Genomic DNA, 16,482 nt, shown 5'->3' with positions numbered 1-16,482 from the left:
CTCTCTCTTTAAAAATCAAATAAAGACTCTCCGTTTCCATCCTCTTCCTGCTTCTCTTTTTCTTGCTTTCGATATTTGTTTAATCCCGCGCTCCCCATCATTTTTTCCATCATCAGCTGGTCTGTCGATGGCGGCGCGGCAGGACTTGTCGTAACGCTCGGCTGTATGCGGGGCCCGCTCGCGTTCTCCGGCTGATCAAGCACGACATCACACAGAGAACGGACAACCGCTACATAACGCTTCAGCTCCTCATCCCGTTCAGCTGTTTTTGCTTTTTTCAGCTCCTCTTCCATCTTTTGAATTAATGCAGATATATGAATGTTCATGAAGCACCCTCCAAAAAAATAAATGTTGTCTTCCTGCATTTTATCAAATTCCTGCTGTAAACGCAGATATGAGTTTGTTATTTTTTCTGACAAACCTTGCGATTGACAAGCAGAAGAGATTTTTCACATAATAAATCACCATACCTTACAAAAAGGAGAGACGGAATGAACAGCATCCCCTCTATCATCAGCAAGCATAAAGCCTATTTTGCGGCGGGACATACGAGACCGCTTGAATCGAGACTGAACATTTTGCGGAAGCTGAAACAAGCCGTCAGAACTCATGAAGCCGATCTCATAGCCGCTCTCTACCAGGATCTCCACAAATCCGAGCAAGAAGCATACTCAACAGAAATCGGAATTGTCTTGGAGGAAATCAGCTTTGTCATGAAACGGCTGAGAAAATGGTCCATGCCGAAACGAGTCAAAACGCCGCTGACTCATCTAGGCTCTAAAAGCATCATCATTCCTGAGCCGTATGGAACCGTTTTGGTGATTGCGCCTTGGAACTATCCCTTGCAGCTGGCGCTTTCTCCGTTGATTGGAGCCATTGCGGCGGGGAACACGGTCGTTCTCAAGCCATCAGAATATACGCCGGCTGTTTCTGCTATTCTTTCCAAACTCATCAGCAGCGTTTTTCCGACCGATTATGTCGCTATGGCAGAAGGCGGGCCCGACGTCAGCACAGCATTATTACAGCAGCCCTTTGACTACATTTTTTTTACAGGCAGTGTAGCTGTAGGAAAAATCGTCATGGAGGCCGCCGCTAAACAATTAATTCCCGTAACCTTGGAGCTCGGCGGCAAAAGCCCCTGCATCGTCCATAAAGATGCTGACATTCAGCTTGCCGCCAAACGCATCGTCTTCGGGAAATTTACAAATGCGGGACAAACCTGCATCGCACCGGATTATTTATTTGTACACGAGGACATCAAAACGAAGCTCACAGAAGAAATGAAGCGTGCGATCATAGAATTTTACGGCCCTCAGCCGGAACAGAATCCGCAGTATGGCAAAATCGTCAGTGAGCGCCACTATCAGCGGCTGCTCAGCTTTCTGAATGACGGCATCCCACTCACAGGCGGACAATCTGATCCCAATCATCACAAAATTGCGCCGACCATTCTCGAACAAGTGAGAGATGACTCTCCAGTGATGCAGGAGGAGATTTTCGGGCCGATTCTTCCGCTCTTTACATACCTCAATATCGGGGAAGTCATTGAAAAAGTCCAATCGCGCCCTAAGCCGCTCGCCCTGTATCTCTTCACCATAAACAAAGAAATTGAGCGCGCTGTTTTAGGAAATCTGTCGTTTGGCGGGGGCTGTGTCAATGATACTTTAATGCATGTGGCGACGCCGTATTTGCCATTCGGCGGCGTCGGGGAAAGCGGCATCGGCAGCTATCACGGGTTTGACAGTTTTAACACATTCACGCACAAAAAAAGCGTCGTCAAACAAACGAACCGCTTCGACTTCGCATTTCGTTATCCTTCCTCCAAAAACGGGCTGCGTATGATTCGAAAAATACTCAAATAAAAAAGCGCAGATAACCTGCGCTTTTTACAAATCCTTAATACACCAATCAATCGGCGCCTCTCCCATTTTCTCCAGATAGGCATTTGCCCGGGAAAACGGTCTGCTCCCGAAAAATCCGTTTCTCGCCGAAAACGGGCTGGGATGCGTCGATTCAATGATAAAATGCTTGGAGGTGTCGATCCGTTCTTTTTTCATTTGAGCATGCCGTCCCCATAAAATAAAGATAACCGGCTGCTCCCTTTCATTCAGCACGTCAATAATTCGGTCCGTCAGTCGCTCCCAGCCTTTTCCCTTATGGGAATTCGCCTGTCCGCGCCTTACTGTCAGCACAGTATTCAGCAAAAGAACGCCTTGCTTTGCCCAGCTGACAAGCGACCCGTGATTCGGGATGCTGCACCCGATGTCCTGCTGCAGCTCAAGAAAAATATTTTTTAACGAAGGCGGCTGCTTTACACCGGGCTTGACAGAGAAGCTTAAACCTTGAGCCTGTCCCGGCCCGTGATACGGATCTTGTCCCAGAATGACGACCTTGACATCATCATATGATGTATAATGCAGCGCATTGAAAATATCCCGGCTGTCCGGATAAATCGTTTGCTCCGCGTATTCCCTCTTCAGCATTTCTCTGAGCTCTTGATAATACGGTTTCTCAAACTCTTCCTTTAGCTGATTCCACCAGCTGTCTTGTAAAAGCTGTTTCAAGATTCAGGCCCCCTTACGAATGATGAAGTCTGGAATATACAGGCTCGCCATCCCAAACCATTTCACTTTTTGCTTCCCGCCTCTTCATCTCAGGCTCTTCAAGCAGGACGGCAAAGTTTTTCGTCGGCAGCTCCCCGAGTCCGTGCTTTTCACTTAACCGATCCAAATATTGCTTCCGCTTGGCGCCAAGGTCCGCAGACTGATTGTCTCCCGCGTCACTGAAGGCATAAATCACACTGGCGCAAGGGACACGCTTCACCCGGTAATCCTTGGCTGCGCGCAGATAAAAATCCCAATCCCAGTAATTGTGCACATCAGCATCGAAATACCCAATTTCATCATGCAGAAAACGTCTGTACATGCTGCCCGACGGCACGTATGTAGAAAACACTCTCATATCCTCATAGTCAGCGGTATAAGCAAACAATTTCCGTGACACTGGATATCTTGTTCCGTTTTTCTCTTCAAACGAAACTATTTCCGCATCAGAATGAACGAAATCTGCCGTTTCTATTTCCTTCGCCATTCTTTCCACATGCCCTGGCGTAAAGAAATCATCGTCATCACACAGCATAATGCAATCGCCAGACGCCTCTTTTACACCGGCATTTCTCGCAGCCACATGCCCCGAGTTCTTTTCTAAATTGATGACAGCAATCGGCAGCTCCGGATAAAGTGCTTTGACCGGCACGACCGATTCCCCGGCATCATTCACAATAATAATTTCATACGGCTTCAAGGTCTGGCGGGAAATCGACTCCAAAAGCTCACACAAAGCCGGAATCCGATTATAGGTCACAATTACGATAGAAATCTTCATGATGCTCTCCTTCTCATTTTCATAGTCATGTACTATTAAAACATATATTGGACGGGAGATCAGTGGGAATATCCTACTGAAACAGGATAAGGTGATAATGAAAATACTAGATGAATTGCTAAGCCTTCTATATTGTGATACAGAGAAAATCTAACTATAATGAAAGACAAAACACGATGGAGGTTCAAGACATGTCTATGCATAAAGCACTCACCATTGCCGGCTCAGATTCCAGCGGCGGTGCTGGGATTCAAGCTGATTTAAAAACATTTCAAGAAAAAAACGTATACGGGATGACCGCCTTAACGGTGATCGTTGCGATGGACCCAAACAACAGCTGGGACCATCAGGTATTCCCGATCGATACTGATACAATCCGCGCCCAGCTTGCAACAATTACGGACGGCATCGGTGTGGACGCCATGAAAACAGGAATGCTGCCAACCGTTGACATTATCGAGCTTGCGGCAAAAACGATCAAAGAAAAACAATTAAAAAATGTGGTAATTGACCCGGTTATGGTTTGCAAAGGTGCTAATGAAGTCCTTTATCCGGAGCACGCCCAAGCCCTGCGTGAGCAATTGGCTCCGCTAGCCACTGTCATTACGCCAAACTTGTTTGAAGCCAGCCAGCTCAGCGGCATGGATGAACTAAAAACAGTTGACGATATGATCGAAGCCGCGAAAAAAATTCACGCACTCGGCGCTCAATATGTCGTCATTACAGGCGGAGGCAAACTCAAACATGAGAAAGCCGTTGATGTTCTCTATGACGGAGAAACAGCGGAAGTCCTTGAAAGCGAAATGATCGATACGCCTTATACACATGGCGCAGGCTGTACGTTCTCAGCAGCCGTGACAGCGGAGCTCGCCAAAGGTGCGGAAGTCAAAGAAGCCATTTACGCAGCAAAAGAATTCATCACAGCGGCCATTAAAGAATCCTTCCCGCTAAACCAGTATGTTGGTCCTACGAAGCATTCTGCACTGCGCCTGAATCAACAATCATAAACAAAAGGGGCTGCCTTACAGAGAGGCAGCCCTTTTTAAATCACCGAAGACTTTTCACAGAAAAAACTGCCGATCCCCTCGGCAGCCTGTTTATTTGATTTTTAAATTGTTTGCAGATTTCCTCAAAAATGTTTCTATCGACTGAACAAAAAGTGCATATTCCTTCATTTGTTCATATGCCCGCGTGAGAATTTCCGCCGTTTCACTGTGCGGCGTTGTTCCGCCAAGCATTTTTTTCAGCTGAAGCAGCACATCCTTATATTCTTCCCGCTTATCTTCAACTTGGTTAGCAGCCTTTTCCAAACATTCCGGTGTTATCTTCTGTTCATGTATATTCAAGAAAACAACTCCTTTTACAGAAAAAAATAGTAGGTTATCGTTGAAGAATAGCACAGATGGCTCAGATTTCACATAAGAAAATAGAAGGATTTTCTACATAAGTGTCCAAATTCCGACATTCATTTCAGATTTCCCGGTCGAACTGGCTGTTACTTCATGATTTCCCGGGAAAGGAAAATATCTCGCACTAAAGACCTCTTCTCCGTTATTCATAAAGATTTCCACAGATGACGCGTCGAGAAACATGTGTACGGTATGCAAATCCTTGATGCGGCAATGTCTCGCTTCTGTTCTTTTTCCGTCAAAGCTCGTCCGTTCCAGCGTAACAATCCCCTCGTCTTTGTAGAAGGAAAACGTAGCCGTTCCGCGGATACTGATTGAAAAACCGGACTCCGTATGAATGTCTTCCAGCAGAATCTCAGCTCTTTCAGGGTTTTCCACTGGAAGTGCGCCAGATGATTCATGCATGTTGATGTGTATTTTTTTCTCATTTCTGCGCATGGCTTTTAGCTCAGGCAGCGGCTGCTGAATCAGCTTCTGGCCTGAAAGCGTCAGCTGTCTCGGCAGCGTCATGCAGTGAATCCAGTGATAGTCAATCGTCGGATGGGACCCTTCATCCTGGTCAGGCACCGCCATCCATGCAAACAAAATCCGCCTTCCCTGATCGTCTTCAAGTGTTTGCGGCGCGTAAAAATCAAAACCTTGATCAAGCTCCGTAAATTCACCATGCTTCAGTTCAGGCTTGTTATAATCGAGACGGCCGACAAAATAACCTGATTGATATACGTTCTGATAACGGAAACCGTCAGCCTCAAGCCCTTGAGGCGAAACAATCAGTACGTCCGATCCTTGAAGGGAAAACAAATCAGGGCATTCCCACATGTATCCAAAATCGTCCAGCCCGTTGAAGCCCGCTCCGGTTATCGGGCCAAGAAATCTCCACTCTGTCAGGTTATCAGAAGCAAACAATACAGCCTGCCCTTTCAAATTCTCTGTTTGCGCACCAATCACCATATACCATGTGTTTTCATGCTCCCATACCTTCGGATCGCGAAAATGCGCCGTATATCCTTCAGGGAGGCGGGCGACGACACCCTTTTTCTCAAAGGACAGCCCGTCATCAGAAACAGCCAGGCATTGATACGTTTCCCGATTTCCATCCTGATCCCTGACATTTCCTGTGTAAAACAGATAGAGCCGATCGTCTTTCGTGACAGCGCTGCCCGAATAGCAGCCGTTTTTATCAAACCAATCACTCGGAGCCAGCGCAATCTCTTCCCGCTTCCAATTCACAACATCCTGTGTCGTATAATGCCCCCAAAATTTTGCGCCGTGCCCTGTCTGAAACGGCTGCCACTGAAAGAATGCATGATAGCTGCCCTTCCAATAAATCACGCCATTCGGGTCATTCAGCAACCCAACCGGCGGCATGATGTGAAAATGCTGGCGGTGCGGATCGCTGTCAGCGATAGGTTCTTTTTTCTCCACTTCTTCATAAGCCCGGCGACGAAACTCCTGGTCATGTGCTGTCATTTTTTCCTCTCCTCATCCTCATTAATCTTCATGACAAATGCTGCAATGAACGCTGACACTGCCGCAATCGCCATGCCAATCAGATAGTGAATCAAGTTGCTGAAGCCAAACGGAGCCGCAATGGCGATCATCGGAATACCCGTTAACCCGTAAGCGTTTGCAGCTACATGTGTAAAGACGACATATGCCCCACCCAATGCGCCTCCGATCATCGCGGCGATAAACGGTTTTCGGTAGCGCAGATTGACTCCGAAGATGACGGGCTCAGTAATGCCGAGAAAAGCGGAAAATGCAGCCGGAAGTGCGATTTCTTTTGTCTTTGCCTTTTTCGCCATAAAGAAGACGGCAAGCCCGGCGCCGCCCTGTGCGACATTCGCCATTGACCAGATCGGCAGCAAGTAGTTTTTGCCTATATCTGCAATAAGCCCCGCCTCAATCGCATGGAAGCTATGATGAACACCTGTCAGCACGATGAGTGAATACGTGCCCCCGAAAATCAGACCCGCAACAAAACCGGCATGGTCATATACATAAGTTAAAGCAACCGTAATGCCGGAACCAAGCGCTCTGCCCAGAGGGCCAATCGCGATAAAAGCAACAAACCCGGTGACAATTACAGTAACAAATGGTGTAACAAGCAAATCTACCGCATGTGGAACCACTTTTCTCGTCCATTTCTCTACCTTGCTCATCACATACACCGCAAGCAGGACAGGGATAACAGTTCCCTGGTAGCCGAGAAGCGCGATATCAAATCCGAAAAGATGCATGTAATCAGGTGTTGCTTCCGCCAATCCCCATGGATTTAAAAGAGTCGGATGAATCATGATTCCCCCGATGACCGCTCCCAAGTATGGATTGCTGCCAAACTCTTTTGAAGCGCTGACCCCGATTAAAATCGGCAAGAAAATGAATGCTGCACTTGAAAACATATCAAGCAGCTGCAAAAGCGCAGAATCCTTGCTCATCCAATGAAACGCATTGATCATACCCAGCAATCCCATTAATAGGCCGCTGGCTACAATAGCCGGGATGATTGGAACAAAAATATTAGAAAGCGTTTTCGCAAATCTCGCAGCGGGATTCAGCTTTTCTTTTGCCGCATTCTGATGATTTACGTGTTCTTCACGCTCGATATCAGCTTCTTTAGAAAAGGCATCGAATACTTTATTCACAAGGCCTGTTCCAAAAATGATCTGGTACTGGCCAGAGCTGCTGAAAGCTCCTTTGACGCCATCAAGCTCTTCTACTTGTGCTTGATCTATCTTTGATTCATCTTTCATCACTAAACGCAGTCTTGTTGCACAATGAGCCGCGCTGATAATATTTTCTTTCCCTCCGAGAAGCTCAATGAGGCGTTTTGCAGTCTCTTTGTAATCCATCTATTTCTCCCCCTTTTATTTAAACAAAAAAGACCTAAAATTCGCCAACGAATAAAGGACACAGCGATCCTTTTTCATTTACGCAAATTTTAGGTCTTGCCTGCTTTACCAGTCACAATCCCGCTTATTCAGATTAAGAATACGCTTTCATCATAAAACATGACAGCGTTTTCGTCAACTATTTTTTTAGTTAAATAGTTTGATAAAACATGTAGACAAAAATTCGTAAAAATTAATTGTGAAATACTTCACAATATCGTGCTATACTATGCTCAATCATGAAAGAAAGCAGGAAAAGACAATGGAAACTCAAGCATTGCAAAAGGTTGAACAGTATGCTTTGAAAAAACAAAACATATTCGCTTCAAGCAAAATCCGTTATGTGCTTCGGTCCATTTTAGCCAGTATGTTTATTGGTTTTGGCATTACAGCCGCAAGCAAAACAGGCAGCTATTTCTTTATGGCTGATTCTCCGTTTGCCTTTCCGGCAGCTGCTGTCACTTTCGGGGCCGCTATTCTGATGATTGCTTACGGAGGCGGAGATTTATTTACCGGCAACACCTTTTATTTCATTCACCTATACCGCGCTTCGGAAAAAACTCAGCTGGCGCGGCACCCTGTACTTGTGGATGTCAAGCTATGCCGGCAATTTAATCGGCGCCATTCTGTTTGCCATCCTGATCAGCGCGACGGGACTTTTTGAGGAGCCTTCTGTTCATTCCTTTTTGATTCATTTGGCAGAGCACAAAATGGAACCGCCGGCTTCCGAATTGTTTTTCAGAGGAATGCTGTGCAATTGGCTTGTGTGCCTCGCCTTTTTCATTCCAATGTCTCTCAAAGGAGAAGGAGCAAAGCTGTTTACCATGATGCTATTCGTTTTCTGCTTCTTTATTTCCGGCTTTGAACACAGCATTGCCAATATGTGCACATTCGCCATCTCGCTTTTGATTGAGCACCCTGATACAGTGACACTGATGGGAGCAGTCAGAAACTTAATTCCCGTTACGCTCGGCAATCTGACCGCGGGAATAGTCATGATGGGCTGGATGTACTACACACTGAATCCTGATCAATAAAAAAACTTCCAGAGATCACTCCCTGCAAGTCAAGGCGGTTATTCCGAGAGATCTTGAAGACGCTGGACATGCAGCGTGATATAGCCGGCCTCGGATTCCGGCAAATGTAATTGATATTCATTTTTCAAAAACTCCGCCAGCTCCAGCGCACATTGATAGGCGAATGAATACTTTTTTTGGATGAAATAAAGCATCTCCTCGTCCATACGATGGAGCGCTTCATTTGATTCCAACCGGCTGACCGCGTATCGCAAATGCGTGACAAGGCGTTGATAGGAAATGCTGTTTTCATCCACCTTTCGATTAAAGTATTGTTCTATTTTCTCTATCATTTCTTTGATCATGGTCGTATGCTTCAGCGCCGAATACATGCTCTCCGCATCCATCTTCGCCGTATGGATGTGAAGGGCAATATAACCCGCTTCATCTTCAGGCAGAGACACGCCCAATGTCTCTTTTACATGTCCGATCGCCCACAGGCCGATCTCGTATTCTTTTTTATAGAGCGCCTTTATCTCATGCAGCAATTTATTCTGCACAAGCAGCCCATTTTGAATCCTTTCGATCGCAAAGGACAAATGGTCGGAAAGCGCGATATGAATGTGATCGCTCAGCGGCGCCGCGAGCTCTCCTTCCGCATAGCTGATGATATCCTCAGCTATTTCTATATGCTCCTCCGGCAGTGTTTGCAGGATTTGTTTGAACTTTTCATTCTCGTCGCGCACGACAAAGATTTTTTCCACTTTATTCATAGGGATGAGATCATTTTTCTTTTTTTGAAAAGCGATTCCCGGCCCCATCACGATTTTTTCCTGATCATCCTCTTTTATTAAAGCCGCATTGTTGTTTAATACTTTATAGATTTTCAAGAGGTTATCTCTCCCGCCAATTTGCTTTTGACTGGGATTTTACCTCCTTTTGACCGCCATGTAAAGATGCGGGCCCGCTCTCTCCTGCTTTGGCGATTCCTTGAAGGCTTGCAAACATCTTCTTTTATAAAGCGCGGCGGCTTTCGCTTTCTGCTTTTCTTCCTCATTCACAGCCATCCGCCACTCATAAAACGAAACGAGTCCTGCGGCCTGCACAGCCGCCTTTCTTTGGTATGTACGCTGAGCCGAATAGACCGCGGCAGCCGCAGTTTTTCTTTCCGGCGTCACCCAGTTCATCAAAAAGACCATCCACACCCGTAAAGATACAAGCAAACGTTTCATAGAAAAACATCCCTCCGCTTCTTTTTGGCAGGCAGCCTTTTTAGCAGCCCGTTTTCTCAGCCGCGGCCCGCAAGAAAAGACGGCCGATTTCTTTTCTCGCAAACTAGCGGCTCTAGCAAAACTCATGACTCTATGATAGACCGTGGAAAGAGAATTCTTTGTCACAATATGAGTGAAAAAACCAACTAGTTTTTAGAAGTTTTGTTGAAAGCTGAAAGAATTGAAATGAAAATTGGAGAACTGCTTTGAAAACTTTATACACAAGTTATCCCAAAGATAAGAACAACTTAATCACAAGAGATATCCACATGTCCACAAACTCTATCTATATTTTGTATACGAACATATATTCCTAACTATATATATACACAGGTTTATTCACTTATACACAGGGTTCTGTGTATAACTCCTTCGTTATACACAAACAAAATCCAATAAATGGTCCAAATGACACAAGGATTTTTTTGAATTTTCAAGAAATATATACTAGATCTTTCACATTTTTTCTAAATACAAAGGGGGAAACACATTGAAAAAGGGGATCATTCGCTTTCTGCTTGTAAGTTTTGTCTTATTTTTTGCGTTATCCACAGGTATTACGGGCGTCCAGGCAGCTCCGGCTTCTTCAAAAACGTCGGCTGATCTGGAAAAAGCCGAGGTATTCGGTGATATCGACATGACGACAAGCAAAAAAACAACCGTTATAGTGGAATTAAAAGAAAAATCCTTGGCAGAAGCGAAGGAAGCGGGAGAAAGCCAATCGAAAAGCAAGCTGAAAACCGCTCGCACAAAAGCAAAAAACAAAGCAATCAAAGCGGTGAAAAACGGAAAAGTAAACCGGGAATATGAGCAGGTATTCTCAGGCTTCTCTATGAAGCTTCCAGCTAATGAGATTCCAAAACTTCTCGCGGTAAAAGACGTTAAGGCAGTGTACCCGAACGTCACATATAAAACAGACAATATGAAGGATAAAGACGTCACAATCTCCGAAGACGCCGTATCTCCGCAAATGGATGACAGTGCGCCTTATATCGGAGCAAACGATGCATGGGATTTAGGCTACACAGGAAAAGGCATCAAGGTGGCGATTATTGACACTGGGGTTGAATACAATCACCCAGATCTGAAGAAAAACTTTGGACAATATAAAGGATACGATTTTGTGGACAATGATTACGATCCAAAAGAAACACCAACAGGCGATCCGAGGGGCGGAGCGACTGACCACGGCACACACGTAGCCGGAACTGTGGCTGCAAACGGAACAATTAAAGGCGTAGCGCCTGATGCCACACTTCTTGCTTATCGTGTGTTAGGGCCTGGCGGAAGCGGCACAACGGAAAACGTCATCGCGGGCGTGGAACGTGCAGTGCAGGACGGGGCAGATGTGATGAACCTGTCTCTCGGAAACTCTTTAAACAACCCGGACTGGGCGACAAGCACAGCGCTTGACTGGGCCATGTCAGAAGGCGTTGTCGCTGTTACCTCAAACGGCAACAGCGGACCGAACGGCTGGACAGTCGGATCGCCGGGCACATCAAGAGAAGCGATTTCTGTCGGTGCGACTCAGCTGCCGCTCAATGAATACGCCGTCACTTTCGGCTCCTATTCTTCAGCAAAAGTGATGGGCTATAACAAAGAGGACGACGTCAAAGCGCTCAATAACAAAGAAGTTGAGCTTGTCGAAGCGGGAATCGGCGAAGAAAAGGATTTTCAAGGGAAAGACCTGACAGGCAAAGTCGCCGTTGTCAAACGAGGCAGCATTGCATTTGTGGATAAAGCGGATAACGCTAAAAAAGCCGGTGCAATCGGCATGGTTGTGTATAACAACCTCTCTGGAGAAATTGAAGCCAATGTGCCAGGCATGTCTGTCCCAACGATTAAGCTTTCATTAGAAGACGGCGAAAAACTCGTCAGCGCCCTGAAAGCTGGTGAGACAAAAACAACATTCAAGTTGACGGTCTCAAAAGCGCTCGGTGAACAAGTCGCTGATTTCTCATCACGCGGCCCTGTTATGGATACGTGGATGATTAAGCCTGATATTTCCGCGCCAGGGGTCAATATCGTGAGCACGATCCCAACACACGATCCTGGCCATCCATACGGCTACGGATCAAAACAAGGAACAAGCATGGCATCGCCTCATATTGCCGGAGCGGTTGCCGTTATTAAACAAGCCAAACCAAAATGGAGCGTTGAACAGATTAAAGCCGCCATCATGAATACCGCTGTCACTTTAAAGGATGGCGATGGGGAAGTATATCCGCATAACGCTCAAGGCGCAGGCAGCGCAAGAATCATGAACGCAATCAAAGCCGATTCGCTCGTCTCACCTGGAAGCTATTCATACGGCACGTTCTTGAAAGAAAACGGAAACGAAACGAAAAAAGAAACGTTTACGATTGAAAATCAATCTTCCATTAGAAAATCATACACACTGGAATACTCATTTAATGGCAGCGGCATCTCCACATCCGGCACAAGCCGTGTTGTGATTCCGGCACATCAAACCGGGAAAGCCACTGCTAAAGTAAAGGTCAATACGAAGAAAACAAAAGCTGGCACCTATGAAGGAACGGTTATCGTCAGAGAAGGCGGAAAAACGGTCGCTAAGGTACCTACATTACTGATTGTGAAAGAGCCCGATTATCCGAGAGTTACATCTGTCTCTGTCAGCGAAGGGTCTGTACAAGGTACCTATCAAATTGAAACCTACCTTCCTGCGGGAGCGGAAGAGCTGGCGTTTCTCGTCTATGACAGCAACCTTGATTTCGCAGGCCAAGCCGGCATTTATAAAAACCAAGATAAAGGTTACCAGTACTTTGACTGGGACGGCACGATTAATGACGGAACCAAACTTCCGGCCGGAGAGTATTACTTGCTCGCATATGCCGCGAACAAAGGCAAGTCAAGCCAGGTTTTGACCGAAGAACCTTTCACTGTTGAATAAGAAAAAGCCCTGCCGAATCGGCAGGGCTTTTTAAAGATCAGTCAGCAAACGCCTCCTGCAATAAGCGATACGATCGGAGCTTGTCTTCAAAATGATGTGTAATGGTCACCACCATGATTTCCTCTGTTTCATACGCTTTACTCAAAGCTAGCAGCTGCTTCTTAACCTGTTCTTTCGTACCAACAATCATTCGATTTCGATTATCAGCAATTCGTCTCTGTTCATAAGGGGAATACGTATTTTTCCGAACAGCTTCATACGAAGGAACTCCCTCTAAAGGAATACCCTGCTCCCCTGCCAAAAGCGTAAAATCGAGCACAGCCCCAAGCTCCTCTGCCTTCTCCTCCGTGTCAGCACAAAGAACAAAAACAGCAACTGCCGCTCGGGGCGTATTCCCTAACACAGACGGTTTGAATCGTCTCTTATACTGTCTGACAGTACCCTCTCCGCCCTCTCCATTGATAAAATGGGCAAACATATAGCCAGCGCCAGATTCAGCTGCGAGCAACGCGCTTTCTCCAGATGAGCCGAGCAGCCACACATCCGGAGCCGTTGAAATATGCGGCGCAGCGGTCAGATTCGGAAAACGGTGTTTGTCATCCGCCAAATCATGCAAATACATGGTCAGCTCCTTGATTTGCTGCGGATACTGATCAGCATTGCGCTTTCCGCCGTCATTCAGCGCCCATGATGCGATCGGCATTCCCCCCGGTGCTCTGCCAAGCCCTAGGTCAATTCTTCCTGGTGTCAGCCCCTCCAGAACACGAAAGTTTTCAGCTACTTTATAAGCACTGTAATGCGGCAGCATGACTCCTCCTGATCCAACACGAATTCGCTTTGTTTTCGCCGCTATATGACTGATCAGCACCTCAGGACTGGACCCTGCCAGCCGTTTTGAAAAGTGATGCTCAGAAACCCAAAATCTCTTATATCCAAGGTCCTCAGCAGCTTGGGCAAGCGCAACGGTTTGCTGTAAGGCCGTTTCTGCATTGCTGCCCTCTGATACTGGAGATTGATCTAATATACTTAATGAAACCATCCCTACCACCTCATCCTCATCGTATCACTGATCTTCTATTTTTTCTCCAAAGCCGCTCACACTGCTTATCAGTGTCCCCTATCATTCGCCATTTATTTGTGAAAGCCTGTCCCTATTTGTCGGAATATGTTACACGTGAAACATAAAAACCCCTCCAGACGGAGAGGTTTGCTTTAGTTTTTATTAAAGCCCTTTTCTTTCACGTAGTCATTTAAATACGTACGCGGCTTTTGCTTCATAAAGTTCAGTATTTGATCGGACCACGTTTCTTCCCGCTGCCCGTTTGTTCTTTCTCTATAGTAATCAGAAATGGTTTTGTCATACGTATTCATAGTATGACAGAAATCGTCTTTGTTCACATTATACGTATTCTCATGATAAACAGCCTGCTTTGGCAATCTCGGTTTTTTGCCAGAAAGGTTCGCAGGATGGCCTACCGCCAGTCCGAAAAGCGGGAGCACATGGTCAGGCGTTTGCAGCACCTCTGTCACCTTGTCCAGCTCATTCCGAATGCCGCCGATATAGCAAATGCCAAGCCCCATAGATTCAGCGGCAATGCTCATATTTTGCGCTGCCAGCGCCGCATCAATCAAGCTAACCATAAACATTTCTGTATTCTCGAGCAGCTCAGAAATATGTTCACCTTTTTCCTCAGCCAGTTGTTGATGGCGGTACAAATCCGCACAAAATACAAAAAAGTGTCCGTTCTTCTCAACGTAAGGCTGATTCCCAGCAAGCACGGACAGCTCACGTTTTTTCTCAGGATCAGAAACCCCGATAATCGAATATGCCTGCACATAGCTGGATGTAGACGCAGCCTGCGCACTTTTCACTAATGTATCAATTTCTTCAGCTGTCAAAAGCTGATCAGTAAAAGACCGGATTGACCGATGGTTCAAAATGGTTTCGATTGTGTTATTCATCACAAAAACCTCCTTATCACTTTTTATCATATCCGAAAAAAAGTGATCTCAAAAGTGAAATGCTCTGCACAAAAAAAGACAGCCTCTGTAAAGGCTGTCTGCATATTAAGAATTAAAAAGATAACTTCTGTATTTCGTCAGCTGCACACTTGCATTATATACAATCCCAAATCCGATTAACGTGGATAGTGTCGAGCTTCCCCCATAGCTGACAAACAGCAGCGGAATCCCGGTAACAGGCATAATGCCGATGTTCATTCCGATATTCTGGAATGTGTGAATCACAATTAACGCCGTATAGCCAACGCAAAAGAAAGAAGCGAAACGGTTAAACGGATGTATTTTGTCTATCAGAACGACAAGCCTGTAGATTAAAAAGAAGAACATGATGACAACAATTGCACAGCCTATAAAGCCAAATGACTCACCTATTATAGAAAAGATAAAGTCAGTCGTACTCTCTGGAACATAAACCTTCAAATTAGAAATACCATTACCTAAAATACCACCAGATCCTATTGCCATGATGGCCTGGTCAACTTGCCAGCTGTCATTTGAATCTTCCTGTGTCTCATTTGAAGCAGACACCCAAGAAGTGACCCGCTTAATTTGATAGTCCTGTATTCCAACTGATTTAGCAACGTCAGGAAAGTTTATCATTACTAATAAAATTAATGAAATGAGTAAGATACCTGAACCAGCTATGATCGCAATCAATTTCCAATTTATCCCTGACATAAAAACCATTACAAGAACGATAAACATACATATTCCCGCAGTCCCAGCATCCTGCATCAAGATAAGACCTACAGGAATAACTGCGACACCCGCAATCTTTAATAACAAGTGGATATCATCCCTAAGCGTCCGAACTCCTTTAGGATTTGCTTTTCCAATAACTGAAGCAAGCATCATAATCAAACCAACCTTCATAAACTCTGACGGCTGTATTGTTATTCTACCGATCCTAAACCAACTTTTTGCCCCTTTAATAACAGGTGCAATAGACTCGGGACTGATTTTAAGAACAATCAAAGATAAAATACCAATAATAAAAATATATAAACTTAACTTTTCAAGCTGTTCTAAATCAAAGTATAAAAGAACTGTAATGGCAACAGCCCCCAAAAGATAAAACACAATTTGCTGAATCCAATCCGTGTTCCCATACTGCCCAAACTGACCGGCAGCATAAATTGATACTACGCTTATAATAAAAAACACACCAAATATAAAAATCAAATCCCCCTGGTAAAAGGGGCTTTGCTGTTTCTTATATCGACTCATTCTATCCCGCCTTACATTTTCATCGGAAAATCACTAATGTTTATTATACATGAACCACGTTCAAGATGACACGTGAAGCTCGCTTCCTTTTATGTTTTTTCAGCATTTGCGGCGCTTTTTCAGCTACACGAAATATGACGTATCATAAACCGAAATGTTTCGATTGACACAAAACTTTTCAAATGAAAAAAACGCCATACCAAAAGAATTTGTTAAAAAACGAATGTGATAATGTGTTATGTTCCCAAATAATGTGATACCTCACATAGAAACAGCTAAAAATTCACAGCCCCATGCCCATACATTCTCCTAGCACATTAAACGAAAAAAATAAGACGATAGATCCAGTCC

At 45.2% G+C, this 16,482-nt stretch carries 14 protein-coding genes and 1 pseudogene; 4 read left to right on the top strand and 11 right to left on the bottom strand.

Features of this window, described 5'->3' with window-relative positions; all coding sequences use genetic code 11:
• Positions 1–8: 8 nt before the first annotated feature.
• On the bottom strand, positions 9–326 hold the full coding sequence (locus ACQVGT_RS01645) for a YwdI family protein (protein WP_015483860.1): 318 nt from the start codon (positions 324–326) through the stop codon (positions 9–11).
• A gap of 165 nt (positions 327–491) precedes the next feature.
• Here ACQVGT_RS01645 and ACQVGT_RS01640 point away from each other — a divergent pair, with 165 nt between their 5' ends.
• Positions 492–1,862, top strand: coding sequence for an aldehyde dehydrogenase (locus ACQVGT_RS01640; RefSeq protein ID WP_015483861.1), 1,371 nt, complete (start codon positions 492–494; stop codon positions 1,860–1,862).
• Positions 1,863–1,886: 24 nt separating this feature from the next.
• Here the strand turns inward: ACQVGT_RS01640 and ACQVGT_RS01635 are convergent, their stop codons facing one another.
• A complete protein-coding gene (locus ACQVGT_RS01635) occupies positions 1,887–2,564 on the bottom strand; it encodes a uracil-DNA glycosylase (RefSeq protein WP_015384978.1) in 678 nt (225 codons plus the stop codon).
• A 13-nt stretch (positions 2,565–2,577) separates the two neighbouring features.
• The gene (locus tag ACQVGT_RS01630) at positions 2,578–3,384 is read right to left on the bottom strand and encodes a glycosyltransferase family 2 protein (protein WP_015384979.1); all 807 of its coding nucleotides are present in this window, start codon (positions 3,382–3,384) and stop codon (positions 2,578–2,580) included.
• Between the two features lie 191 nt (positions 3,385–3,575).
• On the opposite strand from ACQVGT_RS01630, the gene ACQVGT_RS01625 reads away from it, so the two are divergent.
• A complete protein-coding gene (locus ACQVGT_RS01625; protein ID WP_014665830.1) occupies positions 3,576–4,391 on the top strand; it encodes a bifunctional hydroxymethylpyrimidine kinase/phosphomethylpyrimidine kinase in 816 nt (271 codons plus the stop codon).
• 90 nt (positions 4,392–4,481) lie between these two features.
• On the opposite strand, the gene ACQVGT_RS01620 is transcribed toward ACQVGT_RS01625, so the two are convergent.
• The 3 genes from ACQVGT_RS01620 to scrA all read right to left on the bottom strand — a co-directional run bounded on the left by ACQVGT_RS01620 (position 4,482) and on the right by scrA (position 7,645).
• The gene (locus tag ACQVGT_RS01620) at positions 4,482–4,730 is read right to left on the bottom strand and encodes a hypothetical protein (RefSeq protein WP_003243437.1); all 249 of its coding nucleotides are present in this window, start codon (positions 4,728–4,730) and stop codon (positions 4,482–4,484) included.
• 93 nt (positions 4,731–4,823) lie between these two features.
• A complete protein-coding gene (gene sacA, locus ACQVGT_RS01615) occupies positions 4,824–6,263 on the bottom strand; it encodes a sucrose-6-phosphate hydrolase (protein WP_491798035.1) in 1,440 nt (479 codons plus the stop codon).
• Positions 6,260–7,645, bottom strand: coding sequence for a PTS system sucrose transporter subunit IIBC (gene scrA, locus ACQVGT_RS01610; RefSeq protein ID WP_015384981.1), 1,386 nt, complete (start codon positions 7,643–7,645; stop codon positions 6,260–6,262). The genes sacA and scrA overlap by 4 nt, the downstream gene beginning before the upstream one ends.
• A gap of 301 nt (positions 7,646–7,946) precedes the next feature.
• Here scrA and ACQVGT_RS01605 point away from each other — a divergent pair.
• Positions 7,947–8,721 (top strand): annotated as a pseudogene (locus ACQVGT_RS01605) (formate/nitrite transporter family protein).
• A 38-nt stretch (positions 8,722–8,759) separates the two neighbouring features.
• On the opposite strand, the gene sacT reads toward ACQVGT_RS01605, so the two are convergent.
• Positions 8,760–9,590 (bottom strand): sac operon transcriptional antiterminator SacT, encoded by an 831-nt coding sequence (gene sacT, locus ACQVGT_RS01600; protein WP_003227423.1) that lies wholly within the window; start codon positions 9,588–9,590, stop codon positions 8,760–8,762.
• Between the two features lie 39 nt (positions 9,591–9,629).
• Entirely contained in the window at positions 9,630–9,932 is a 303-nt protein-coding gene (locus ACQVGT_RS01595) for a hypothetical protein (RefSeq protein WP_080030757.1), read from the bottom strand.
• A 529-nt stretch (positions 9,933–10,461) separates the two neighbouring features.
• Here ACQVGT_RS01595 and vpr point away from each other — a divergent pair.
• On the top strand, positions 10,462–12,882 hold the full coding sequence (gene vpr, locus ACQVGT_RS01590; protein WP_015384985.1) for a serine protease Vpr: 2,421 nt from the start codon (positions 10,462–10,464) through the stop codon (positions 12,880–12,882).
• Between the two features lie 37 nt (positions 12,883–12,919).
• Here vpr and ACQVGT_RS01585 read toward each other — a convergent pair whose 3' ends face one another.
• The 3 genes from ACQVGT_RS01585 to rodA form a co-directional block, all read right to left on the bottom strand.
• Positions 12,920–13,921: an LLM class flavin-dependent oxidoreductase gene (locus ACQVGT_RS01585; RefSeq protein WP_015384986.1), complete on the bottom strand. Its 1,002-nt coding sequence runs from the start codon at positions 13,919–13,921 to the stop codon at positions 12,920–12,922.
• Between the two features lie 173 nt (positions 13,922–14,094).
• Positions 14,095–14,844 (bottom strand): oxygen-insensitive NADPH nitroreductase, encoded by a 750-nt coding sequence (nfsA, locus tag ACQVGT_RS01580; RefSeq protein ID WP_015483868.1) that lies wholly within the window; start codon positions 14,842–14,844, stop codon positions 14,095–14,097.
• Between the two features lie 105 nt (positions 14,845–14,949).
• Entirely contained in the window at positions 14,950–16,131 is a 1,182-nt protein-coding gene (gene rodA / locus ACQVGT_RS01575; RefSeq protein ID WP_015384988.1) for a cell shape-determining peptidoglycan glycosyltransferase RodA, read from the bottom strand.
• Positions 16,132–16,482 lie beyond the last annotated feature (351 nt).

The sequence above is a fragment of the Bacillus sp. SCT118 genome, from assembly GCF_058566435.1.
The sequence above is the reverse complement of the archived record's forward strand: the minus strand, read 5'-3'. Positions and strand labels throughout refer to the sequence as shown.

What these genes read in the sequence shown, in the direction of transcription:
- ACQVGT_RS01645 (WP_015483860.1), bottom strand. Translation starts at nt 326, where the DNA reads ATGAACATTCATATATCTGCATTAATTCAAAAGATGGAAGAGGAGCTG.
- ACQVGT_RS01640 (WP_015483861.1), top strand. Translation starts at nt 492, where the DNA reads ATGAACAGCATCCCCTCTATCATCAGCAAGCATAAAGCCTATTTTGCG.
- ACQVGT_RS01630 (WP_015384979.1), bottom strand. Translation starts at nt 3,384, where the DNA reads ATGAAGATTTCTATCGTAATTGTGACCTATAATCGGATTCCGGCTTTG.
- ACQVGT_RS01625 (WP_014665830.1), top strand. Translation starts at nt 3,576, where the DNA reads ATGTCTATGCATAAAGCACTCACCATTGCCGGCTCAGATTCCAGCGGC.
- sacA (WP_491798035.1), bottom strand. Translation starts at nt 6,263, where the DNA reads ATGACAGCACATGACCAGGAGTTTCGTCGCCGGGCTTATGAAGAAGTG.
- scrA (WP_015384981.1), bottom strand. Translation starts at nt 7,645, where the DNA reads ATGGATTACAAAGAGACTGCAAAACGCCTCATTGAGCTTCTCGGAGGG.
- ACQVGT_RS01595 (WP_080030757.1), bottom strand. Translation starts at nt 9,932, where the DNA reads ATGAAACGTTTGCTTGTATCTTTACGGGTGTGGATGGTCTTTTTGATG.
- ACQVGT_RS01585 (WP_015384986.1), bottom strand. Translation starts at nt 13,921, where the DNA reads ATGGTTTCATTAAGTATATTAGATCAATCTCCAGTATCAGAGGGCAGC.
- nfsA (WP_015483868.1), bottom strand. Translation starts at nt 14,844, where the DNA reads ATGAATAACACAATCGAAACCATTTTGAACCATCGGTCAATCCGGTCT.
- rodA (WP_015384988.1), bottom strand. Translation starts at nt 16,131, where the DNA reads ATGAGTCGATATAAGAAACAGCAAAGCCCCTTTTACCAGGGGGATTTG.